Annotated in this window: 19 protein-coding genes; 11 read left to right on the top strand and 8 right to left on the bottom strand. The window is 46.0% G+C overall.

The annotated features are described in order from the left end of the window. Nucleotides 1-123 precede the first annotated feature (123 nt). Nucleotides 124-522 (top strand): hypothetical protein, encoded by a 399-nt coding sequence (locus K1X61_00145; protein ID MBX7107033.1) that lies wholly within the window; start codon nt 124-126, stop codon nt 520-522. Between the two features lie 10 nt (nt 523-532). Here K1X61_00145 and gmk read toward each other — a convergent pair whose 3' ends face one another. Further along, nucleotides 533-1,099 (bottom strand): guanylate kinase, encoded by a 567-nt coding sequence (gmk, locus tag K1X61_00140; protein ID MBX7107032.1) that lies wholly within the window; start codon nt 1,097-1,099, stop codon nt 533-535. 30 nt (nt 1,100-1,129) lie between these two features. On the opposite strand from gmk, the gene K1X61_00135 reads away from it, so the two are divergent. Further along, complete coding sequence (locus tag K1X61_00135; protein MBX7107031.1) at nt 1,130-1,276, top strand: hypothetical protein; 147 nt, start codon at nt 1,130-1,132, stop codon at nt 1,274-1,276. Between the two features lie 67 nt (nt 1,277-1,343). After that, complete coding sequence (locus K1X61_00130; GenBank protein MBX7107030.1) at nt 1,344-1,565, top strand: hypothetical protein; 222 nt, start codon at nt 1,344-1,346, stop codon at nt 1,563-1,565. 76 nt (nt 1,566-1,641) lie between these two features. Here the strand turns inward: K1X61_00130 and K1X61_00125 are convergent, their stop codons facing one another. The 5 genes from K1X61_00125 to K1X61_00105 form a co-directional block, all read right to left on the bottom strand. Next, complete coding sequence (locus tag K1X61_00125; protein ID MBX7107029.1) at nt 1,642-3,162, bottom strand: 4Fe-4S binding protein; 1,521 nt, start codon at nt 3,160-3,162, stop codon at nt 1,642-1,644. Then, nucleotides 3,159-4,511 (bottom strand): FAD-dependent oxidoreductase, encoded by a 1,353-nt coding sequence (locus tag K1X61_00120; GenBank protein MBX7107028.1) that lies wholly within the window; start codon nt 4,509-4,511, stop codon nt 3,159-3,161. Before K1X61_00120 ends, K1X61_00125 begins: the two co-directional genes overlap by 4 nt. 297 nt (nt 4,512-4,808) lie before the next feature. Beyond that, nucleotides 4,809-6,068 carry a hypothetical protein gene (locus K1X61_00115; protein MBX7107027.1) on the bottom strand — a complete coding sequence of 420 codons (1,260 nt, stop codon included), beginning with the start codon at nt 6,066-6,068 and terminating at the stop codon, nt 4,809-4,811. A 387-nt stretch (nt 6,069-6,455) separates the two neighbouring features. After that, nucleotides 6,456-8,402: an ABC-F family ATP-binding cassette domain-containing protein gene (locus tag K1X61_00110; protein ID MBX7107026.1), complete on the bottom strand. Its 1,947-nt coding sequence runs from the start codon at nt 8,400-8,402 to the stop codon at nt 6,456-6,458. A 446-nt stretch (nt 8,403-8,848) separates the two neighbouring features. Next, complete coding sequence (locus K1X61_00105; protein MBX7107025.1) at nt 8,849-10,393, bottom strand: aldehyde dehydrogenase family protein; 1,545 nt, start codon at nt 10,391-10,393, stop codon at nt 8,849-8,851. Between the two features lie 368 nt (nt 10,394-10,761). Here K1X61_00105 and K1X61_00100 point away from each other — a divergent pair, with 368 nt between their 5' ends. Continuing rightward, nucleotides 10,762-10,962 carry a hypothetical protein gene (locus K1X61_00100; protein ID MBX7107024.1) on the top strand — a complete coding sequence of 67 codons (201 nt, stop codon included), beginning with the start codon at nt 10,762-10,764 and terminating at the stop codon, nt 10,960-10,962. Between the two features lie 25 nt (nt 10,963-10,987). On the opposite strand, the gene K1X61_00095 is transcribed toward K1X61_00100, so the two are convergent. Continuing rightward, nucleotides 10,988-14,056, bottom strand: a complete 3,069-nt coding sequence (locus K1X61_00095; GenBank protein ID MBX7107023.1) for a M1 family metallopeptidase — start codon at nt 14,054-14,056, stop codon at nt 10,988-10,990. Between the two features lie 236 nt (nt 14,057-14,292). On the opposite strand from K1X61_00095, the gene K1X61_00090 reads away from it, so the two are divergent. From K1X61_00090 to rmuC, 4 genes are all read left to right on the top strand, one after another. Continuing rightward, a complete protein-coding gene (locus K1X61_00090; GenBank protein MBX7107022.1) occupies nt 14,293-15,708 on the top strand; it encodes a tetratricopeptide repeat protein in 1,416 nt (471 codons plus the stop codon). Nucleotides 15,709-15,714: 6 nt separating this feature from the next. Next, the gene (locus tag K1X61_00085) at nt 15,715-16,479 is read left to right on the top strand and encodes a phosphosulfolactate synthase (GenBank protein MBX7107021.1); all 765 of its coding nucleotides are present in this window, start codon (nt 15,715-15,717) and stop codon (nt 16,477-16,479) included. A gap of 173 nt (nt 16,480-16,652) precedes the next feature. Further along, nucleotides 16,653-17,384: a shikimate dehydrogenase gene (locus tag K1X61_00080; GenBank protein MBX7107020.1), complete on the top strand. Its 732-nt coding sequence runs from the start codon at nt 16,653-16,655 to the stop codon at nt 17,382-17,384. Nucleotides 17,385-17,518: 134 nt separating this feature from the next. Further along, nucleotides 17,519-18,820, top strand: coding sequence for a DNA recombination protein RmuC (gene rmuC / locus K1X61_00075; protein MBX7107019.1), 1,302 nt, complete (start codon nt 17,519-17,521; stop codon nt 18,818-18,820). A 72-nt stretch (nt 18,821-18,892) separates the two neighbouring features. On the opposite strand, the gene K1X61_00070 is transcribed toward rmuC, so the two are convergent. Then, entirely contained in the window at nt 18,893-19,318 is a 426-nt protein-coding gene (locus tag K1X61_00070) for a DUF1761 domain-containing protein (GenBank protein MBX7107018.1), read from the bottom strand. Between the two features lie 257 nt (nt 19,319-19,575). Here K1X61_00070 and K1X61_00065 point away from each other — a divergent pair, with 257 nt between their 5' ends. From K1X61_00065 to K1X61_00055, 3 genes are all read left to right on the top strand, one after another. Continuing rightward, nucleotides 19,576-20,754, top strand: a complete 1,179-nt coding sequence (locus K1X61_00065) for a proline dehydrogenase family protein (GenBank protein MBX7107017.1) — start codon at nt 19,576-19,578, stop codon at nt 20,752-20,754. Nucleotides 20,755-20,886: 132 nt separating this feature from the next. Continuing rightward, on the top strand, nt 20,887-21,708 hold the full coding sequence (locus K1X61_00060) for a thymidylate synthase (GenBank protein MBX7107016.1): 822 nt from the start codon (nt 20,887-20,889) through the stop codon (nt 21,706-21,708). Further along, a complete protein-coding gene (locus K1X61_00055; GenBank protein MBX7107015.1) occupies nt 21,705-22,199 on the top strand; it encodes a dihydrofolate reductase in 495 nt (164 codons plus the stop codon). The genes K1X61_00060 and K1X61_00055 overlap by 4 nt, the downstream gene beginning before the upstream one ends. Nucleotides 22,200-22,508 lie beyond the last annotated feature (309 nt).

Here is a 22,508-nt window from a genome sequence, read left to right as displayed (position 1 = left end):
ACTTTACCCTAAATGCAATAATTTAATTCACTGCTGTAATGAACGGTCTTCAATGATAATGCCGGCATCTGTTTGTGCTTTATAGCAGTGCCGTTCATTTGTATTCAATAGTAGTAAATTTACATGACTATTCAGTTTTTTATGCGACCCTTCGTTTTGCTGATGCTGATGATAACACTGACCGTTGCCTGTGAGCAGCATGAACCCGAAGATGTGCTGTTGCATATGCACAATGCAACCATCAGGGTAAGTGTTAACCTGCTGCAGGGAGGAGTTAACGGGCAACTTGTTTATATTCCAATAAGCGGAGCGACTGCGGAGTTGTATTCTACGGAAGATGACCGCGACAACAGTACAGAGATGGTTGCCGTCCGCAACAGTGATTCGGCCGGCCTCGCCGTTTTCACCGGCCTTAAGGAAGATTATTATTACCTGCGGGTTTATCATCCCGCATATGGTACCGTATACGATGAAACGGCTACACCGGATGGCAGCGTGAGCCTTGTTCAGATTGATTTCTGAGAACGCAGGATCATGAAAATAAAAAACGGTCAGTGATCAGCATTGCCTGTTGCAATGTCTCCGGCAATGCATCATTAACGATGGTTTCATCAAAGTAACTTTCAAACTGTAATTCGTAGGCTGCTTTCGCAATCCGTTCATCAATGCGTTCCTGCGTTTCTGTAGCCCTGCTTCGTAAGCGCTCCGTTAATACTTCAATGGAAGGCGGCTTAATGAAAAGGGTGAGCGCCTTGTCGCCGTACTTTTTTTTCAGGCTCATGGCGCCTTTCACATCTACATCAAACAAGACATCCTTTCCTGCTTTCCAGATAGCTTCCACCTCGTCGTGGAGGGTGCCGTAATAAACTCCCTTATAAACTTCTTCCCACTCAACAAATGATTCGTTGCTGATGCGCTGCCTGAATTGCTCTTCCGTCAGAAAATAATAATCCTTACCATGCACTTCATCCGGTCGCCGCTTGCGGGTAGTGGCGGAAACGGAAAACTCAAGCATGGGGTAACTTTCCAGCAGGTGCCTGGCGATCGTGGTTTTTCCTGCGCCTGATGGCGCGGTAATGACAATTAATTTCCCGCTCATGATGAATAGGCTGGCGAAGGTAGATAAATTATGACGGCTGTTTTAGTGCCCATGCGCAGGATTGGCAGTGAAAAATGGGGTGATGCGACCAATCATTTTATCTGCCGGAAAGAAAACCATCCACTGATTGAAACCGGTTCATATCATGCGCAATACCGGCACCTTGTGGCAAACTGATTGTGAAAATCTGTTTTTGATTGTTCATGTTATTGGTTAAAATACAATCATCAAAATAGATTGTATCATGACCAAAAAAGAAAAAAAGGAACTCGCCTTGCGGCTGAAGGCTGCCATAGATGCGAAAAAAAATGCCGGGAAGCAGGAAGTCAATATCATAGAGAAACAAGCAAGAAACAATCGCAGAAGGCAGTCGTTGCAAAAGGCACGCAGCAGAAAGGGAGACGCTGCAACCGGCAGCAAACATAAACCCGCGAAAAAAAATCACTTCGATACGGAGCCCTGGTAAGTAATCATTGCTTACACTTCATCGCATATGATGGTGATGACTGCAGATCTAATGATCAATTCATTCGAAAACAATCTCACGCCGACACATCAACTTTTATCCTGCCTTCTTCCGGACCATTCTCCAGCCGGAGCACGCCGCGCGGACACACTGCGGCACAGATGCCACATCCCACGCAGGATGACCGTACGATATTTTCACCGCGCTGCGCATAGGAGCGCACATCAATGCCCATCTCACAATAGGTGGAACAATTTCCGCAGGAGATACATTGTCCGCCGTTGGTGGTGATCCTGAACCTGGATTTGAAACGTTGCATCATACCTAACCAGGCAGCCAGCGGACAACCAAACCTGCACCAGACGCGGTTGCCCATCAGCGGGTAAAATCCGGTGCCCACGACTCCTGAAAATACAGAACCAATCAGGAAACCGTACCACTGATGGAGGTTATTGGTGGCATTGCCCAGCAGCTTGTAATCAGAAAAAAAATTGATCAGTGTCGCGCCCGTCATCACGACGGCGAAAACCAAAACACCATGAATCATCCAACGTTCGGTTTTCCATGCCCTCAGTGATTTGTCGGACAGTTGCCTGAATGGATCGCCCAGCGTTTCGGCGAGTCCGCCACAGCCGCAGACCCACGAGCAATACCAGCGTTTGCCATAGAAATAGGATAGCACCGGCACGGCTATGATGATAAGTGCAATTCCCCAGATCAGCATAAACCAACCGATGGTGCCGGCTTGCATCATGTTTTTCAGGCTGTAGTCGTAGAAGAAACTGTAGTTAAGCGGCCAGATGTTTTTGAAATCGTACCAGGGTTTATTCAATGATACCAGTATTTCCGGAATGATGAAGGCGAAGGCCGTTTGAAAAAACATCACCGAACAGGTACGGATTTGCTGATAAGGATTGTGGCGGTATTTGAGCAGCATACGGATACCCATGAAGATTACCGCTATCGTATAAAGCAAACCATAGAGAAACCACTGACTGGCTTCATGACCGCTGAGCATCCTGCTGAGCGGGTCAACCAGTATAACCCAGTTGGTGATATAGTAAGGAAACCAGTAAAGCAGCATATAAAACAGGATCAGCGTGCTGCCTGTTAAAATGCCCAGCCAGCCGCGCACATTAAAAGAGTTGAAATAAATGCCGTTGTTGTGAATGCCTGCGGCACCGTTTGCATATTTTGGAATGATATACATCAGCGATCCGCATAAGATGCAGAGCGCAATCAGCAACATCAACCATTTATTATTTGCAGTGATCCATCCGCCCGCCGAATTTTTTGTGAGGTTAAAAGTATAGTCGGTATAAATTATTTTATTCCAATGTTGCTCATCACGGTTTTTTGTATTCACCGCTGCAACAACTTTCTTGTAATCATTAGCGAATGAAAATGCGGTTGCATATTTATTGTGCAGCATCGGTGTTACGGCAGGTTCCAGCTGTTGCAGGTGCGTGGTGTCTGTGATGGTCTGCCTGAGAATTTCCGGGGTGAGCTGAAACGTGCTTCCGTAATAACTTCCTGCAAACATTAACAGGGCAGCCAGCACTATTGCGATTCCTGATCTTCCTGCTGTTTTTTTCATGCTCCTGTTGAATAGGTTGGGTTAACTGTATTCCTGCTTGGTCCGCGCTTTGATTTCAGCTGCAAAGCATTTCCCGCAAAGGTGTTATTGAAATGATTGATGATGGACTGTTCATGCTGCCGGTAAAACTCAGGATCGAAGTTGGCTTCCGGCAAATGTTCGAGAACGTATTCCAGTGTTTTCTTCTCCGCAATCCATTGATTAAATGTATCCTGCCGCATCCGCATCCCCAAAGTCATTACCCCGTTTATGGCATGCGTATCATGCTGAAAGTTGATGCGAAGGCTTGCATTTGCTTCAGCATTTGCCCAGTGAAATGTCAGTTCTTCTTTTAAGAGCCTGGGGAAAACCCAGCCGTAAGTCTGGTATTCCAAATCAAAAAATTTTGCTGAGTTAAACCATATGCCCGGGCTATATGCCGTAGCCTTGTTATATATGGTAGCAGCTACCGTTTCGCCCATTATTCTACCTGTATACCAAACCTGCTCGATATGTTTCCGGTAGGGGAGCCGTTCGGTGAACTCAGCGCAATCTCCAATGGCATACACATCCGGCACATTGGTTTCAAGAAATTTATTCACCAGCACGCCACGCCTGCAGGCAATGCCACTGCCTTTTAAGAAGTCGATGGCAGGTGCCACGCCAATGGCAATTCCCACAAAGCTACAGGCTATGGTTTCATTTTGGTCAGTAACGATTCCTTTCACGCGTCCCTGCTGATCCGGCAATATTTCCTTTAGTCTTGTATTGTGTTTCAGGTCAATTTTTCTTGCCATAATATGCTTGCTGACCATCATCGATTCTTCATATGGCAATACCGATTCCCAATAGTGTTTTTCGCGTACGAGGAAAGTGACCGGTATATTCCGTGAAGTCAGCATTTCAACCATCTCTATACCAATCAACCCTCCACCTGCTATCACTGCATGATTGATATTTTTCGTGTTAATTTCCATGCTTTCAAGATCCTGTTTGGAGTACAGGCCCTGTACCCCTTTTAAATCTTCGCCGGGTAAACCGGATTTTCTTGAACTGGAACCACAGGCTATGATCAGCTTATCATAAGCAATCATCTTACCGGAATGCAGAATCAGCGATTTGCCTTGTATGTCCACTTGCGTGATTTCATCATGCATCAGGTCTATCCGGTTCTTTTTCCAAAACCAGTCTTCATACGGTTTTGTATGTTCAAACTTCATATGACCCATATAGACATACATAAGTGCCGTACGGGAAAAAAAATATTCACTTTCTTTTGAAATGACGGTGATACGAAAATCGCTGCCTTTGCGGATATGTCTTGCCGCAGTAATGCCGGAAATACCGTTTCCAATAATAACGATGTGCATCTGATAATTGAAGATTCGAATAGTACGAAAATAACTGTTCTTCGCTTCTGTTCAATGTATCATAGGTTACCGGAAGCACTGCGAAGCATTGTCATTGCATTAAAATATGAGCGACAAATCTGTTGCCATGCACTGATGACTTTGATTGCTGTTCATTTACGGAAGTCTGGTGTTTGGCCATCAACAAGCAGGAAAGGTTTCAGTGAGTGCTGAAACCTTTCCGGAGAATGCTGAAGGATCTGTGCCTGTTTTCATGCTGACCCTGCGGCCTATCTTCCTGTCACCACTGCTTACCGCTCATTTCCAATTTTTTTCAGCCGGCAATCTTTTTACAGTTGCAACCTGTGAGGATGATTTTAATTCTGATGCATTCATTACTTTCTTTTCAGGATTTTTGGCTGCAGCTACTCTCACATCATCTTTTTCTTCACTTGTGGTGCTGCGTTTCGAATGATCGATAACTGTTTCCTGTTTTTTGCGGCTATCAGTTGTTGCCGGTGTGCTTCGTGGTTTTGCGCCGGCAACGGTAGTGGTACTGACGGTATTCCGCATGCTTTGCTGCTTGGGTTGTGTATTGTTTTCCTTCGGTACCTGTTTAGGTGACACATCATTGCCTGTACCTTTAGTTTTGATGTCCACAGGTTTTTGTTCATACTTTTTCACCTGCACCTGTTTAGCCGGCGGAACCGGTTTTACCACCACGGTCGAACTTTTTTCATGCTGCTGCTGTGAGGTGTGATCCCGGATTGGTTCACTCTTCCTCACTGTTTTCAGATCAGTAACTTTCTTAGGAGCAGCTTTGATCCCTCCCGTAGCATCCGCCTCAACGCGCGGTTTATAGATGCTGAGTTGTCCGCCGCTTACGCTTTCACCGGGTGTAGCGCGGTTCCTGATAGCGAGCGGGCTGATGGTGCTGCCGGTAGCTTTTTGAGCGCCATCCCGGTCGGGGCCATAGGAATACGTGGTGCGCTGCCGCTCATCAACATAGGTTCGGTTAATGATGGTGGTATTGTTGATGATGGTGATATTGTTAGTTCGCGGTGCGTAGTAGTTGTAGACATCGCGCCTGTTGATGTGAGAGCAGGGTGCAAATACCCACCAGTCATTCGGAATGTAATAGCCCGGTCCAAATGCCATATTAATGCTGATACCCGGGCCTAACGGTGCCCATCCATAATAATTTGCATTCGATCTCCACACCACCCAGGCCGGTCCCCATACATTGTCTGGTACCCACAGCCATCCGTAATATGGATCAAACATCCAGCGACCGTAGTGAAAAGCGGCCCATCCCCAGGCATAATCTGAAACCCACGTCCATCCGTATTCCGTAAAAACCCAATGCCCTGCGGTTGCATATGGGCTGAAGCCGGGACCGGCATTTGGCAGCCAGACATAGCCATAATTTGGATAGCTAACCCATGAACCGTAAGGACTGAGCTGATCATAAAACAACTGAAAACTGACTGACACCTGCGCTGAAGCTTTGGGTGGAGTGATCCACAAACTCGTTGTTATCACAACAAGTATTGCAAACATTTTAGCGAACCTGTACATAACATTTGGATTTAGTACAGTGGCTGCTTTTGCAAACACCGTTCCAATACGAAATGGAGGTGGCGGCTTTTAGCCATGGGCCAAATATTTTAAGGATCCAGGTTCAGGGTATACAGCTGCTTGTAAATGATTAATACTGTATTTTAAAAGTTCTCATGAATCAGGCATGATGCGCTTCATCTGTGTTGCCTCGCAGCATCAAGAATCTTTCACTGTATCGTATGGGTGATGTGGGAATATGGCTGTCAGGTCTCAAGAGGTCATCATGTCTAAACGATACCGTTATGCTCAAACAAGGCGGTCCTGCCGAATTTATTTCCGCATCTTTTTAATAGGAAGAGATCCTGAGACAAGTATAGGATGACTCAAGGTATTTTGAGATGGCTGCTAATTATTCCTGAGCCGTTCCACTTCTGCGCCTAACTTTTCCCAACGGCTCATTTCCTCCGAGAGTTGCACTTTATGTTTATCATAGTGCGAATAAATTTCTTTCGATTCACTGGCACTGAGTGATTCCGGTTTAGAAAGCTTGATTTCAAGATGTGCTATGTTTGATTCCAGTTCCGCAATTTTCTTTTCCGCATCGGCTACCTGCCGTTCCAGTTTTTTCAGTTCTTTTTGTTTTTGTTTATCACCCTCGGTGTTGTTTGTCCTCGGTTTTTCCGCAGTTACTGTTTTGCCGGCTGCAGGTGATAATCCCCTCGACAATTCCAGTTCGCGAAAGGAAGCCGTCTTCTGCGATTCAAGAAAGTCATATACGCCACCAAGGTATTCCCTGATATGATGATCCTTAAAATAGAATATCTTATTCACCAGCCCGTCGAGGAAATCGCGATCATGTGAAACGACAATCAGTGTACCGGCATAATTGTTAAGCGCTTCTTTCAGCACTTCTTTCGAACGCATGTCGAGGTGATTGGTAGGCTCATCCAGTACCAGGCAATTCACCGGTTCGAGTAGTAATTTTGCAAGTGCCAGCCTTGATTTTTCTCCTCCTGAAAGCACTTTTACTTTTTTATCGACATCATCACCACGGAAAAGAAAGGCGCCCAGCAAACTGCGGACACGCGAACTCATGTCAGAAGACGCAATCTTATCAATCGTCCGGAAAACGGTTTCATCGCCATCCAGGCGATCGGCCTGGTGCTGAGCGTAGAAACCAATCTTTACATTATAACCTGGCGATACTTCACCGTCTGCAGGTTCTTCGCCCACCATGATTTTTGCCATCGTCGTTTTCCCTTCTCCGTTTTTGCCTACAAAGGCAATACGGTCGCCGCGGTTTACATGAAACGTGATGTCTTTCAAGATCACCTTATGGCCGTAACGTTTGGCAACATGTTTTGCTTCAAACACCAACTGGCCGGAACGTGGCCCTTCGGGAAAACGAAAACGTATCGACGAATTATCTTCATCATCCACTTCAATACGTTCGGTACGGTCGAGCTGCTTGATCAGTGATTGAGCAAACTTTGCTTTCGATGCTTTATAGCGGAATTTCTCAATCAGTACTTCAGTCTGCCTGATTTCCCTGTCCTGGTTTTTTTTCTGCGCCATCAGGTGATCGCGGCGTTCTTTCCGCAGCTCCACAAATTTGGAATAGGAGGCAGGGTAATCATCTATGTTGCGGTTGATGATTTCAATGGTTCGGTTGGTGACGCGATCAAGAAAAGCGCGGTCGTGTGAAACCAGCAACACGGCACCTTCGTAATCCTGTAAAAATTCCTCCAGCCAGATGATGGCTTCAATATCAAGGTGATTTGTCGGCTCATCCAATAACAGCAAATCAGGTTTCTGCAGCAACAGTTTTGCCAGTTCAATCCGCATCTGCCAGCCGCCGCTGAATTCAGCTACGCTTCTTGAAAAGTCGGTGCGGGAAAATCCAAGGCCGGTCAGGATGCGCTCCATCTGTTCTTCTAACTTCCCGATGCCAAGTATTTCGAGCCGGTGGCCTACATCATGCCATTCCGTGAGCAGATCCATGTAGTCTGGCGCTTCATGGCTTGCATGATGACTGACACGGTCGGTCAGGTCATCGTATCTTTTCTCCAGGGCTTTTATTTCGCGGAAGGCAGTTTCCGTCTCTGCCAGTACGGTTTTATTACCATGAAAATTAAGTTCCTGTGAAAGGTAACCCCGTGTAAACTCTTTGGGATAAGATATGCTGCCGGTGTCAGGATTATTGTTTCCTGCCAGTATTTTCATCAGCGTCGACTTTCCTGCACCGTTCCGGCCCACGAGACCGATACGGTCTTTATCGTTTATGAAAAAAGAAACATCCTCGAAAAGCGCTTCGCCGCCGTGAAAAACAGAAATGCCATTGATTGAAATCATAGGCGGCAAAGGTAAGGGGAAAGTTGATTAATGATTGCGTCGTAGAATGGCAGCTACAGAGAGGATTAAAAATCCTCTTCTCAGCATGTCCGGATTGGAAACAAATCCGGATTAACAGGTTCTCCCTCCGTTCTCTTTGTGGTTATATAGTTCCAGCCACAATGTTACAGAGAAAGGAAACCACCAACTTTGTCTGAAGTAATTCTCTTGCTGGCGTTTGCAGTTAACGCTGGGCATTAAAACAACAAAGGTGAAAAGTATTTTTTTTGAAACATTAATAAGTTCGGCAAAGATGCTAACCGTGAACTAGATCCCAAAGGGATGATATGATTATAGAAAAATTGCCCCTAATCATAGCAACCCCGAAGGATTATTAATCCCTTCTCAATCACTCCGGATTGGAATTAAATCCATGCTAACGATACTAAAGCAAAACTGTCAAAACACTACACATCAAACTTAATCCCCTGCGCCAATGGCAATGATTTGCCATAGTTTATGGTATTGGTTTGGCGGCGCATATAGGCCTTCCAGCTGTCGCTGCCTGATTCACGGCCGCCACCGGTTTCTTTTTCACCGCCGAAGGCACCACCAATTTCCGCCCCGCTGGTACCGATATTTACATTTGCAATGCCGCAGTCGCTTCCGGCAATGGAGAGGAAGTGTTCCATCTCCATCATGTTTTCCGTAAAGATGGCGGATGACAATCCCTGCGGTACATCATTGTGCAGGTGGATGGCCTCTTCCATGGTCTTGTACTTCATGATATACAGCAAAGGGGCGAAGGTTTCATGCTTGACGATGGCAAGATTTTCCTTCACTTCAGCAATGCAGGGTTCCACATAACAGCCGGTGCTGAAACCTTTGCCTTGTTTCACATTGCCGCCAATCAGGATTTTCCCGCCCTGTGCTTTTACCTTTTCAATGGCATTTAAAAAATCATCCACAGCTTTTTTATCAATCAGCGGCCCCACATGATTGTCCGGATCAAGCGGATTGCCAATTGTAAGCTGACTGTATACTTTCAAGAGCCGCTTCTTCACCTCATCATACACTTTTTCATGAATAATCAGCCTTCTGGTGGTTGTGCAACGTTGCCCTGCCGTGCCCACGGCGCCAAAGGCCACAGCACGGATGGCCAGATCGAGATTGGCATGCTGGGATATGATGATGGCATTGTTGCCGCCCAGTTCAAGAATGGAACGGCCGAGGCGTTCGCCCACTTTTTGCGCCACGCGGATGCCGACGCGCGTGGAACCCGTGGCGGAAATCAGTGGAACGCGTTTATCCTCCAGCATCACATCACCCACTTCGGATGAACTTCCGGCTACAAGGCACAGCACACCTTCGGGCACCTGGTTCCTTTTTAGCACCGATGCAATAATCTGCTGTGTAGCCACAGCACATAACATGACTTTTGAAGAAGGTTTCCAAACTACCACATCGCCGCAAACCAGTGCGATCATGGCATTCCACGACCACACGGCTACCGGAAAGTTGAATGCCGAGATGACACCGATGATGCCCAATGGATGCCACTGTTCATACATGCGGTGATTCGGTCGTTCACTGTGCATGGTTAATCCATACAATTGGCGGGATAGTCCGACGGCGAAGTCGCAGATGTCAATCATCTCCTGCACTTCGCCCAACCCTTCCTGAAGGCTTTTGCCCATCTCATAGGAAACCAATGCACCAAGTGCTTCTTTGTTTTTGCGAAGTTCATCTCCGATCTGCCGCACCACCTCTCCGCGTTTGGGGGCGGGAATCGTGCGCCATTCACGAAATGCCTTTTCCGCCGTGGCCACCACCACTTCATAATCAGTACGGGAAGCAAGCCGTATTTTGCCGATCAGCTTTCCGTCAGCCGGTGAATAGGATTCAAGTGTTTCGCCTGTTGTTTTCAGCCAGTCTGTTCCTGTGGAAGCGCCGGATGAAATGGATTTCAGTTTTAGTTTTTTGAGAAAACCGGTAGATACTTTTGTTGACATGATGGACAAGGATTATGGAATACTTTTCGGGTGTAAAAATAGAACATCTTCGCCCGCAATTATGTAATACGCGCGAAAATTAAGAATAGGCAGGAGTAGTATGGTAGAATTCCGGGAGACTGAGAGCATCCGCTGATCAGGTTCTCGTCACGTTTTGATAAAAAAACATACACGTTTCTGAAGACACGTGCATAGGAGTCAAAATCAATATTTGTATGATTATCTGAATCATTAATTTGAATTGCAGTGATGACAAATGGGAGGTTTAACACCGTTGGCGGAGAGACCAATTGTAGAAAAAGTCGAAATTGAGTCCCAACCATGCCTTCCGGTGAATGAGTATTCCAAAGACATTATTTTAGCCGTAAATGAAGGATATCAAACCATTTCATGAATCGCTTCTGGCCAGGATTGTGGGCTATTTGATCATTGCTTACCTCATTTTTATTATTGTGGTGAAACTGGGCGGATACGATGGCGGCAGAGTGCCATGGTCGAATATTTACTTCACTACCTTTTGCGCGCTGGTGTATCTGTTTTTTGTTTTTCTTCCCTGGCGGAAAAAATAATCGGATAGTCCGCAGCCAGAATAGCTCATAGCGAAATGCTACGCATGATTTTGAAAGGATGCAGCCGGTTGATGTTGAACGTAAATGAAATGCGTTCGTACCATGCATCATAAAATTCAGTGCTGTTCAGATTCATTTTTATGTCGTTGGAAAACAGCAATGGGCAATATACTTCCACGATGCCGGGAACCAGGGTCAGACCAATGCCCGCATCAAACTGAAATGATTTAAAGTTGATGTTATCAGGCGCGATGCCGGCATCACCAAATGCGAAGAGCGGTGTGAAGAAAGGCAGAGGGAGTTTAACGTTGAGCGCCGTAATCCATGTATCGGACCTTCCCAATTCAGGTTGCACTCCATCGGTACGCATCTTGAATCCGCCTTCTGTAATCGCCACCTGTTGCGATAAAAATCCGGAGGTTTCTGTTCTGCCCAAATAAACTTCATCAAAGAGATAATCTTTTGTACCAGTGGTGGGACCAAGATGAAAATCCGCCGCTACGAGTTCCTCCGGTGATGCGATCATCACGCCTGCAAAGAACCGGAGTTGGAAACCGGTTTTCTTGCGGGGATAGGTGAAGGTGTAGTCGCCCGTAAATGATGACTTCAGGTAAAAGGAATGGCCTTCATTGGTTCCTTCTTCCAGGGAAATGGAAAGTGCAAAGGGTTGTATTGCCCTTTTATGCTGCAAAACATAAGTGAGCTGATTAAACAACTGATGATTGTATTTATCGGTAGCAGTAAAATATTCCGGCATTTCTGTTAACAGGTAAATGTTTCTGAAAGTTATCGCCTGGTTTATGAGGCTGCGCGCCGTCTTCTTGCGTATGCCCAGCTGCAGTTGTTGCATGAATTTCATAAACCGGTATTCCCGGTTACCTTCCGCGCCGTAAAATGAATCACCGGCATAGTGAAAAGATTTGGCAGACGAAGTGATATCGATGCGATGAAATAAAGATGATGCGGGAAAGAGTTGCAGGTTCACTTCACCGAGTCCGGTCAGTTGATTACTGCCGGTGGCATAAGCAGGCATCACGACAAAACTCAAAGGCTTATCAGGCAGGAAGGTATTATACAATGCAAGGCCAAGCCATGCTTTGTCGTAATTGTTCCAGCCGATAGTAGGAGTAAAAAAAAGCTGCGTACGTTGCGGATTGTCTAAACTGCCCAACCATTGCAACCTCAGTTTTTCTGCATTCGGTAACAAGCCGGATGTGCGCACTGTGTTATTCTTCCTGTTCACTTCCGGCATATCTGCGTTCTGATCAATACGGAAGGCATCATAATCTCCATCGGGAAAAAGCACTTCCATCTTGCCGTTAAAACCGCCATACCACATTGCAACAGCCGGCAGGTTATTTTTTAAAGCTGTAATCGAATAAGGCCCTTTGACAGCTGCTTTATTCCTGACCGTCAGCTTGCGGTAGATGCTGCTGCCGATTTGGGTGGTGTCGCCGATATATACCAGTTTGTAGTCGAGGTATGCAGCCGTTTTTATTGACTGATTGAAAAACCAATCCAGTTCTTTATGAGTGTTGCATTCAAAAAAATGCTGCAGGTCTTCCGGGTAGGGATGCCGGAAGGCCCATGTTTCATAAAACTGATGCATGAGCGCATCATAATTTTCTATTCCTAAATAAGCAGCCAGGTATTGAAACGCCACCGCGGTTTTGGCATACACGATGCCTGCGTAGTTGAGCGTCGTGAAATCCGCTGCATTAATATCCATGGGCTGATCTTCATGGCGGTAAGCCTGGAAAACATACAACAGGTAGTTCTGATAGCCGCGCCGGTAGGATGTGAGATCGAATGGTTGTGCGAGCAGGTTGGGAACAAGGCCCTGTTGGGGATACCTTGTTTCCACATACCTGTTTTCATAGTAGGAATTGATGCCTTCGTCCATCCACGGATGTTCGCGTTCATTGAAAGCAAGAATGCCATACAACCAATTATGGCCTACTTCATGGGCAATCACGGTCTCCAGTGATTTTTTGGTGCCGAAGCCGCCGCTCACTACCGTAATCATGGGATATTCCATTCCGTCGCCGGCCTGTAGTGCGCCTTCTACTGCCGTGGCCTGCGGGTAAGGATAGTCACCTATCCACTTCGAATAATAGAGTACCGATGAATCAACAAAATGAATGGCATGCTTCCACTGTGCTGCATGCTGATCAAGAAATAACGCCCATGTGGTGACGGGTGTATTTTTTCCGGGCAGCATTACCTTGCTTTTCATCACATGGTATCGTTTATCGGCAAACCAGGCGAAGTCGTGCACATGATCTGCTATGTAAAGCAGCGTCTTTGTTGCAGGTGAAGAAGCCGGAAAGTTGTTTTGTGGCTTATCGCCGGCAAAAGGTGAAGCGGGCTGTTCGGCAATGCCTTGCTTCCCGTCCTCAAATTGGATCCTGTTTGCTGCTGCCAATGAATCAAGCCATTTGTTTTCCGCATCATTGAGTAATGTGCCCGTTGCGCCCACCACATAATTTTCAGGCAGTGTGATGGAAACCCGGAAGGAACCGAATTCCGAATAAAACTCACCCTGGTCAAGGTAGGGCATCTGATGCCATCCGTAACGGTCATACACTGCCGGTTTCGGATACCATTGTGTTACCTGGTATGACTGGCCGACATGGCCAAAGCGTGAAAAAGTTTTCGGAATTTTTATATGAAAAGGTGTGGTAATGGTGATGCTGCTGTCCGGCAACAACGGTGCAGGCAATAGAAGCTTAGTAATGTCTTCGTGAAGAGGGTCAGCGGTTGTTGCTGCGGTGTGACCGTCAATCCTGAAATCGAGTTGATCAATATAACCACGGTCAGAAGGCGGCGCATAGTAAAACTCAGTGCTGCCATTTTCCAATTCCTGCTTTGCGAAAGCGGTGTTATTGTTTTTATAGGCGTTTGGCCAAAGATGAAACCAGATAAAGTGGAGGGTATCAGGTGAATGATTGATATATTCAATAGTGATGTTGCCTGTTAAATTATGCTGGCTGTCATCGAGTGTCACATCAATCCGGTAATTCACCTGCTGTTGCCAGGCAGAATCAGCAGTCGCTGCAAAACCGAAAAGGCAACTGCATAAAAGCACAGGCAAGAAAAATATTTTAATCCGGCTGCAGGTCATAGTCAGTATACATTCCTTTTTGCGGACTGCACACAAACATCGGTTATGCTGAATCATTATGAAAGCAATTCTTACTAAAATCTTTTCTGTAAAGACCGTTAATGAAATTTGTTTCAACTTTGCCGCTGTGGAAAAGATGAAGAGGGTCGTGTTTTGTTTTTTGTAAATTAGCCTCATGCCCGGTACGGGCCGTTAAATCAGTGATGATGGAAGATAGAGAATCTGATGAGTCATTGCCCGTTGATATACGGACATCCGTCGACCGGTTCGAAGAAATGGTTCGCAACCAGGACGCCTGTTTTTTTGATGTAAGTACGTTTGAGCAAATAGTTAATTTCTATGAACAGAAGGAGCAATGGAAGAAAGCCATTCATGTAATGGATGTTGCCATTGCACAACATCCTTATTCGCCATGGTTTTTCACGAAAAAGGCAAGCCTTCTTATCTATTTCAAAAAGTACAAGCAAGCGCTCGAACTGATTGACCAGGCAGAAGCGATGGATCCGTCTGACATCGGTTTGTATATCCTTCGTTCCGATATCTACCTCGAACGTAATCAGCATCAGCATGCCGTGGATATGCTGGAAGCTGCCATCCGTATCTGTGATGCGGCAGACCGTGAAGAGCTGTATCTCGAAATGGCAGATGCTTATGAAGACTGGGACCGGTACGATGCAGTTTTTGATTGCCTGAAAAAAGTGCTGGAAATCAACCAGGAGAATGAAGAAGCCCTGAGCAGGATGTGGTATTGTGTGGAACTGGCGGGCAGGCATGAAGAAAGCATCACACTGCATAACACGATTATCGACAACAATCCTTACAGTTACCTTGCATGGCACAACCTGGGACATGCATATTTTGATACAGGGCTGTTTGAAAAAGCAATAGAAGCGTATGAATTCGTGACCGTCATCAACGAATCCTGCGACCTCGCTTACCGCGATTGCGGAGAAGCTTACTATAAGCTGAAACAATATACTAAGGCGATTGAGCAGTTTCAGAAGGCCATTGAATTCTCCAAGCCTTATGAAGAACTTTATTATTCCATCGGTATCTGCTATGAAAAGCTGAGAGAGTACGGCAAATCACGCAGCTATTACCGCAAAGCCATTTCCGTGGATCCGAAATACTGCGATGCTTTTTTCCGTATCGGTGAAACATTCCGAAAAGAAAAAGCATGGACTAATGCAGTACACTTTTATAAAAAGGCATTGCGCCTGATGCCGGACAATATCAATTACCTGATGGGTATGGCGCAGGGATTTTATAACCTGGGCGAGATTGATCCATTCATCTTTGCCTGCCAGTCAGTGATGGCGCTCAATCAGCGTTACAAACGCAAGAGCGATTATGAAAAACTCGTAGGTTACCTTATTGACCTGGAGTGTTATGAAGATGCCATGCAATTGATGGATTTTGCAGCACTGGAAAAAGGCCCTGTGGCTTCTTATGCTTTCTTGCGTTCGGTATGCCTCCTGAGGGTGGGTGAACGGCGCGAAGCGCTGGCCTGGCTGGAAGAGGGATTGAGCGCTCATTATTCAAAACATAAATTGTTGTATAAATTCGCGCCTGATTTAAGGGAAGACGCTGTGGTTTCTTCTATAGTGGAACAGTATAAATAATCACCTATGCAATTTTTGTTAGACAGGTTGCCTGCCCGTGCCACGAAGCCGCGCAGTAATGGTCTTACCATGGTAATGGATAAGGGTTTAAGTGCCCGTGAAGTGGAAAATTTTCTTTCAATTGCAGGTCCTTATGTTGACCTCGTGAAACTGGGATTCGGCACATCCGCTGTTACGCCCAACCTGAAAGAAAAACTTGCCGTTTACAAGGAGGCGAAAATTCCGGTTTATTTCGGCGGCAGCCTGATGGAATGGTTCTATGCCCATGATGCTTTCGATGAATATCAGAAAATACTGGACAAGTATGGAATTGAGTATGCAGAAGTGTCCGATGGCTCGCTGGAAATTCCGCATGATATTAAATGCAACCTTATTCGCACGCTTGCCAAGAGCAGGGTAGTGCTGTCGGAAGTGGGATCTAAAGACGCCGAGAAGATCATCCCACCTTATAAATGGATTCAACTGATGAAGGAAGAAATTGAGGCCGGTGCATGGAAGGTGATTGCAGAAGCCAGGGAAGGTGGTAATGTTGGCATCTATCGCGGAACAGGTGAAGTACGGGAAGGGTTGGTGGATGAAATTCTGACGCAGATTCCGGTGGAGAAAATTTTATGGGAAGCACCCAACAAAGCGCAACAGGTATTTTTTATCAAACTGGTCGGCACTGATGTGAACCTTGGTAATATTCCTGCCAATGAAGTTATTCCTTTAGAGACGCTGCGGGTTGGCCTGAGAGGAGATACGATGGTGTATTTTCTGAATAAGAAGTGATTAGATCAATGCGACTGGCTGCGCTTAAGGATCAGGAGTCAATGGTCAATAGTCAATAGTAGAAATTCTGCATTGATACCTGATTTCTCTTGACAACTTCTTCATAGGATAATACTAGCCAATAGACTACTTCCAAATATCGACTCTCGACTAACGACTTATTCCCCGCCACCTTGAAACACTACGGTCTCATCGGTTATCCGCTTACCCATTCCTTTTCTAAAAAATATTTCAGCGGCAAGTTTGAGCGAGAGCATATCGCGGATTGTGTATATGAAAATTATCCGATGAGCGCAATCGATGAATTTCCTGCGTTGCTGCAATCTGAAAAAACACTGGTGGGGTTGAATGTCACCATTCCCTATAAAGAATCTGTGATGCAATACCTGCATGAACTGGATGATACAGCGCGTGAAATCGGTGCCGTCAACACAATCAGGATTGCCGGAGGAAGGATGAAAGGGTATAATACAGATGTCTATGGCTTTATGCATTCCATCACACCAATGCTCGAAACGCAACATCATCACGCTTTGATATTGGGCACAGGCGGCAGTTCCAAGGCAGTTGCATGGAGTTTCAGAAAGATGGGAATCAGTTATCAGTTTGTTTCACGCAACCCAGCTCATCCCGGGGAAATCAGTTATGCGGAAGCAGGCAATCAGATCAGCCGGAGCAAAATAATTGTGAATACCACGCCGGCCGGCATGTATCCCAACGTAGATGCGGCTCCGGATATTCCTTATGAAAAGATCACACCTGCTCATATATTATTCGACCTGGTTTACAACCCGGAAGAAACCCTGTTCCTTCAACGGGGAAAATTGCAACAGGCCAATATAAAGAATGGCCTGGAGATGCTGCAACTGCAGGCTGAGAAAAGCTGGCAGATCTGGAATACCTGAAATCATGATTGCTGCGTTTAATATGCTGTCATTGACAGTTGTAAGGTCATGCTGTCTTCTTAATGCACCATTTCCTGATAGTCATCCATCATTGGACTGATCTGCTGTTTCTTCTCACAAAACCGAATACATCTATGGAAATACTGATCATCACACTCGCTGTTTCAGTTGGATGCCTCCTGGGCTACCTCGCAGCCAGGTTTACTACTGCCCATCAACTGGCTTCTATGGCACTGCAAAAAAATATCGCCGAAAACAGAAATGCGGAACAGGTACAATACCGTCAGCAATTGGAATCGACCATACGCGAAAAGGAGAAAGCCATTCATTTGCTGATTGCCGACCTTTCCAGGTCAGATTCAGCAGTAGAGCATCTCACCCAAAAGATCGCCATGCAACAGTCGGAAGCTGAAGCAGCACAACAAAGACTGACGGTTGCTTTCCGCAACCTGGCGAATGAAATTTTGGAAGAAAAATCTGCGAGATTCACCGAACAGAATAAAAGCAATCTGCACGATCTGCTTTTACCGCTCGGTGAGAAAATCAGGAATTTTGAGAAGAAGGTGGAAGAGACCTATGACCGGGAGTTGCGGGAGAAGGTCAGCCTGAAAACAGAGATCAGGGGATTGTTTGAATTGAACAGGCAGTTGTCGGAGGAAGCCGGTAACCTGGCCAAAGCCCTCAAAGGTGATCAGAAGTTGCAAGGCAACTGGGGCGAACTGATTTTGGAAAGAATTCTCGAACAGTCAGGCCTCGGCAAAGGCCGTGATTATACATTGCAGCATGCAACGAAAAATGCTGATGGACGTGCCATTCAACCGGACGCTGTGATATTTCTTCCCGACGGCAGACACCTGATTATTGATGCAAAGGTTTCTTTAACTGCATATGAACAGGCCATGCATGCGACTGACGAAACAGCCCGGTCGCATTATGTCAGGCAGCACGTGCTGTCGGTTAAAAATCATATCCGGCTTTTAAGTGAGAAGAATTACCATACTGCTGACGGGTTGCAGGTGCCTGATTTTGTGTTCCTGTTCCTTTGGAGTGAAGCCGCCTTCAGCGCTGCCGTGCAGGCTGATGCAGCTATCTTTCAGTATGCATGGGAACGCAATATTGCCATCGTAAGCCCGACAACGGTTTGGGCCAATCTGAAAACCGTTGCAGGCATGTGGAAACAAACATATCAAAACAGGAATGCCGAAGAAATCGCACGGCAGGGCGCTGCACTCTATGAAAAACTCGTTGGATTTGTGGAAGACATGCTGATGACAGGACAAAAACTGGAAGAGGCCAGGAAATATCATGATGATGCCGTGCATAAATTGCATTCCGGTTCGGGCAACCTGATTCGCAGGGCTGAAAAAATGAAAACATTAGGCCTGAAGCCGGCAAAAAATTTACCGGCTCAGATGATTCAGTCGGCCGACGCTTAAGCAAAAAAAACCTTTCAGCACAAGCGTGCTGAAAGGGTTGACTTTTTATGTATTGAAAGGCTTAGGAAAAAATCACATGCTGCCGGAAGTCATTCCCCACTTGGCAAGAATCATGGCAGCAACAAAAATTCCTACCAGGTGGTAACCGATATCTACAAACCAGACACCAAGGGGTTTCTTGCCATAATTCAATGCAATACCAACAAATCCCACCACAAATCCGCTGATCAGCACATAACTCCTCATAAAGCAATCCATCTGTTCTTTGCAGCGAATGGAGTTCAGCAGCAAACCCGTGCAGGTAACAATCAGGAAGGTGAGGGCAAAGCCGATAATCATGTACCTGGCCATTCCGCTCCGGTCATTCATATCCATTTTATGCGCACGCGCCCAGTATTTACCGAAGAGCACGGTATACCAAACAGCACCGATTGCAAAGTACGCTACAGTAGCGGCCAACACCATGGGCCAGTTCAAATGAAGTACTGCGTTTTTCATTTCTTTTTTTTGACCAAAGTAGCAAAAGTTCTTAAAAGCGGTGAAGTTAACAGCACATTAACAATGCCTCTTGTCTCAAATTCCCTCACCTCCACCACATGCCGTCATACCGCAGGCAACTCCTTCACCTCTATCACATGCCGTCATGCTGTAAGTACCTTCTTCACAATGACTACTATCTTCCTTCATCGCCGCACCTCCCATACATATTTCATCCCGTCATACCTCCTTACAACCTCATTCCTTACATTTGCTTCATGCCTCCAACAACTGCACTTTCATTCGAAAACACGGAAATCGCGTTTTCCTACAAATCAGACAAAGAGCTGAAAAAATCATACTGGCTTTTTTCACTCATGAATCAAAACTGGCTGGTAAAAATCGGTACGCGTGCCACACCACTGGCTTTCAAAATGCACCTGCCGATTCATGGTTTGGTGAAATCCACCATCTTCGAACATTTCTGCGGCGGAGAAACACTGTCCGAATGTTCTGCCGTCACCGGCAAGCTATCCGCTTTTCATGTTGAAACCATTCTTGACTATGGAGTAGAATCAAAGGAAACCGATGAAGAGTTTGATATTGCCGTTGGCGAGTTTCTCAAAGCCATTGCTTATGCCAGAGAGAACAGTCATATTCCTTTCATCAGTATTAAAATTACCGGCATTGCCGCATTTGGTTTGCTGGAAAAACTGCATGCAGGTGCCGGCCTTTCAGATGCTGAAACGCTTGCCTGGAACCGGGTAAAGGGCCGGATACATAAAATCTGCAAGGCAGCGCATGATGCCGGAATTGGTGTGATGATGGATGCTGAAGAAACCTGGATTCAGCAACCGGTGGATGACCTGGCCATGGAGATGATGTCGTTTTACAATAAAGAAAAAGCCATTGTCTATAACACATTGCAGATGTACCGGGTTGACCGGTTGCAGTTTCTCAGAGATTCGCTGGAAAAGGCGAAGGCCGGTAATTTTGTTTATGCACTGAAGCTGGTACGTGGCGCTTACATGGGAAGAGAACGCAGGAGAGCTGCTGAAATGAATTACCTTTCACCCATTCAGCCTGATAAGGCGGCCAGTGACCGTGACTTTGATGCAGCGGTGCGCTATTGCCTAGATCATGTGGATTTTGTCAGTTGCTGCGTTGCCTCACACAATGAAAATAGTGCTTTGCAGGCAGCGGTCTATGCTTCCGAAAAAGGTATTACCCCCTCACATCCGCATCTTCATTTCTCCCAGTTATATGGCATGAGCGATAACATCACTTTCAACCTCGCCCATGCCGGTTATAATGTGACCAAATATGTTCCGTATGGCCCGGTAAAAGATGTGGTACCGTATCTCATGCGCAGGGCACAGGAAAATACATCTGTGGCCGGAGCTACAAGCAGGGAGTTGCTGCTGCTGCGCAAAGAGATGAAGCGCAGAAAAATCTGATGATGCAGCGGATCCTTCATCCGGCAGCAGACCTGTCACGGCTGTCGCACCTCATGTGGATATCGTTTTTATTCCCGCTCGTTGGCACTTTGTTAATTTGACATCGTATTTCAGAAGCAGCTCAGTTTTACTATGAAACAATACCATGACCTCCTCCAGCATATCTTAGATGCTGGTGTGCGTAAAGAAGACCGTACCGGCACCGGCACCATCAGTGTTTTCGGATACCAGATGAGGTTTGATTTATCAGAAGGCTTTCCGTTGCTCACGACAAAAAAGCTGCACACCAAATCCATCATTCATGAGTTACTCTGGTTTTTACAGGGTTCTACAAACATTGCGTACCTGAAGGAAAACGGCGTGAGCATCTGGAATGAATGGGCCGATGAAGACGGGGAACTGGGGCCGGTGTATGGTAAGCAGTGGCGTTCATGGCTTACACCTGACGGACAAACAGTGGATCAGATCAGCAATGTGATTGAACAGATCAAAAAGAATCCGAACTCAAGGCGACTCATGGTAAGTGCCTGGAATGTGGCGGATGTAGATAAGATGGCACTACCTCCCTGTCATACGATGTTTCAGTTTTACGTAGCGCCGGCCGATGTATCATCGGGTGAGACAAGAGGAAAATTATCCTGTCAGCTTTATCAGCGCAGTGCAGATGTCTTTCTGGGAGTGCCATTCAATATTGCATCATATGCCTTGCTCACCATGATGATCGCACAGGTTTGCGATCTTGAAGCCGGTGACTTTGTGCATACGCTGGGTGACACGCATCTTTACCTTAATCACCTCGAGCAGACACAGTTGCAACTCACGCGCGATTTCCGCACGCTGCCACAGATGAAAATCAATCCTTCAGTAAAAAATATTTTTGATTTTAAGTTCGAAGATTTTGAACTCTTAAACTACCATCCGCATCCTTCCATCAAAGCACCCATCGCCGTATGATCATCTCGCTGATTGTGGCGGCTGCCGAAAACAATGTGATCGGCATGGAAGGAAAGTTGCCCTGGCACCTTCCGGCAGACATGAAATATTTTAAGCAAACCACCGCCGGTCATGTGGTAATCATGGGTCGTGGTACGTATGAATCCTTAGGCAAACCGTTACCGGGAAGAACCAATATTGTAATTACGCGGCAGGAAAATTTTGTTGCGCCCGGTTGTACGGTTGTCGGCAATTTAAAAGCAGCGCTGGATCATGCGGCAGAAAAAGGAGAACCGGAAGCTTTCATTATCGGCGGTGGCGATATTTTTATGCAATCAGTGCTGTGGGCTGACCGTATTTACCTCACACGTATTTTTCATGCCTTTGAAGGCGATACATTTTTTCCAGCACTGAATGAAGATGACTGGAAGATGGTGAATGAACAACGCCATCAGGCTGATGAAAAGAACAGGCATGCGTTTGCATTTCAGGTTTTTGAGAGGCAGCAATGATGATTATTGAACAAATACTATCAGTGTTTTCTTCCGTCATTGCTGGCCTTATTTAAGGCTTAAGAGGGACATAGCCCGACAACCTGTATCGCTCCAATGAATTATTGATGAATGAAAGAACACATCGTTACTTTTATTTAACGGCTGCTGAAGTGCGCTGTGTTCTCTTCGATACACCCGGCCGCGGAGTTAAGACAGCTAAGATCCGTTTCATTCATATCTGGAAGACCACTTTCGGCTGCATTTGGATTATTTAAAATTCACTTTAATTGAATATTCCTCCCATTTCCCCTCAATTTTTCATCTTTG

The organism is Chitinophagales bacterium (assembly GCA_019694975.1).
Taxonomy (GTDB): Bacteria; Bacteroidota; Bacteroidia; order Chitinophagales; family UBA10324; genus JACCZZ01.
Note: the sequence above shows the minus strand (reverse complement) of the source record. Positions and strands in the feature narration are given on the sequence as shown.

What these genes read in the sequence shown, in the direction of transcription:
- K1X61_00145 (MBX7107033.1), top strand. Translation starts at nt 124, where the DNA reads ATGACTATTCAGTTTTTTATGCGACCCTTCGTTTTGCTGATGCTGATG.
- gmk (MBX7107032.1), bottom strand. Translation starts at nt 1,099, where the DNA reads ATGAGCGGGAAATTAATTGTCATTACCGCGCCATCAGGCGCAGGAAAA.
- K1X61_00135 (MBX7107031.1), top strand. Translation starts at nt 1,130, where the DNA reads ATGACGGCTGTTTTAGTGCCCATGCGCAGGATTGGCAGTGAAAAATGG.
- K1X61_00130 (MBX7107030.1), top strand. Translation starts at nt 1,344, where the DNA reads ATGACCAAAAAAGAAAAAAAGGAACTCGCCTTGCGGCTGAAGGCTGCC.
- K1X61_00125 (MBX7107029.1), bottom strand. Translation starts at nt 3,162, where the DNA reads ATGAAAAAAACAGCAGGAAGATCAGGAATCGCAATAGTGCTGGCTGCC.
- K1X61_00120 (MBX7107028.1), bottom strand. Translation starts at nt 4,511, where the DNA reads ATGCACATCGTTATTATTGGAAACGGTATTTCCGGCATTACTGCGGCA.
- K1X61_00115 (MBX7107027.1), bottom strand. Translation starts at nt 6,068, where the DNA reads ATGTACAGGTTCGCTAAAATGTTTGCAATACTTGTTGTGATAACAACG.
- K1X61_00110 (MBX7107026.1), bottom strand. Translation starts at nt 8,402, where the DNA reads ATGATTTCAATCAATGGCATTTCTGTTTTTCACGGCGGCGAAGCGCTT.
- K1X61_00105 (MBX7107025.1), bottom strand. Translation starts at nt 10,393, where the DNA reads ATGTCAACAAAAGTATCTACCGGTTTTCTCAAAAAACTAAAACTGAAA.
- K1X61_00100 (MBX7107024.1), top strand. Translation starts at nt 10,762, where the DNA reads ATGAAGGATATCAAACCATTTCATGAATCGCTTCTGGCCAGGATTGTG.
- K1X61_00090 (MBX7107022.1), top strand. Translation starts at nt 14,293, where the DNA reads ATGGAAGATAGAGAATCTGATGAGTCATTGCCCGTTGATATACGGACA.
- K1X61_00085 (MBX7107021.1), top strand. Translation starts at nt 15,715, where the DNA reads ATGCAATTTTTGTTAGACAGGTTGCCTGCCCGTGCCACGAAGCCGCGC.
- rmuC (MBX7107019.1), top strand. Translation starts at nt 17,519, where the DNA reads ATGGAAATACTGATCATCACACTCGCTGTTTCAGTTGGATGCCTCCTG.
- K1X61_00070 (MBX7107018.1), bottom strand. Translation starts at nt 19,318, where the DNA reads ATGAAAAACGCAGTACTTCATTTGAACTGGCCCATGGTGTTGGCCGCT.
- K1X61_00065 (MBX7107017.1), top strand. Translation starts at nt 19,576, where the DNA reads ATGCCTCCAACAACTGCACTTTCATTCGAAAACACGGAAATCGCGTTT.
- K1X61_00060 (MBX7107016.1), top strand. Translation starts at nt 20,887, where the DNA reads ATGAAACAATACCATGACCTCCTCCAGCATATCTTAGATGCTGGTGTG.
- K1X61_00055 (MBX7107015.1), top strand. Translation starts at nt 21,705, where the DNA reads ATGATCATCTCGCTGATTGTGGCGGCTGCCGAAAACAATGTGATCGGC.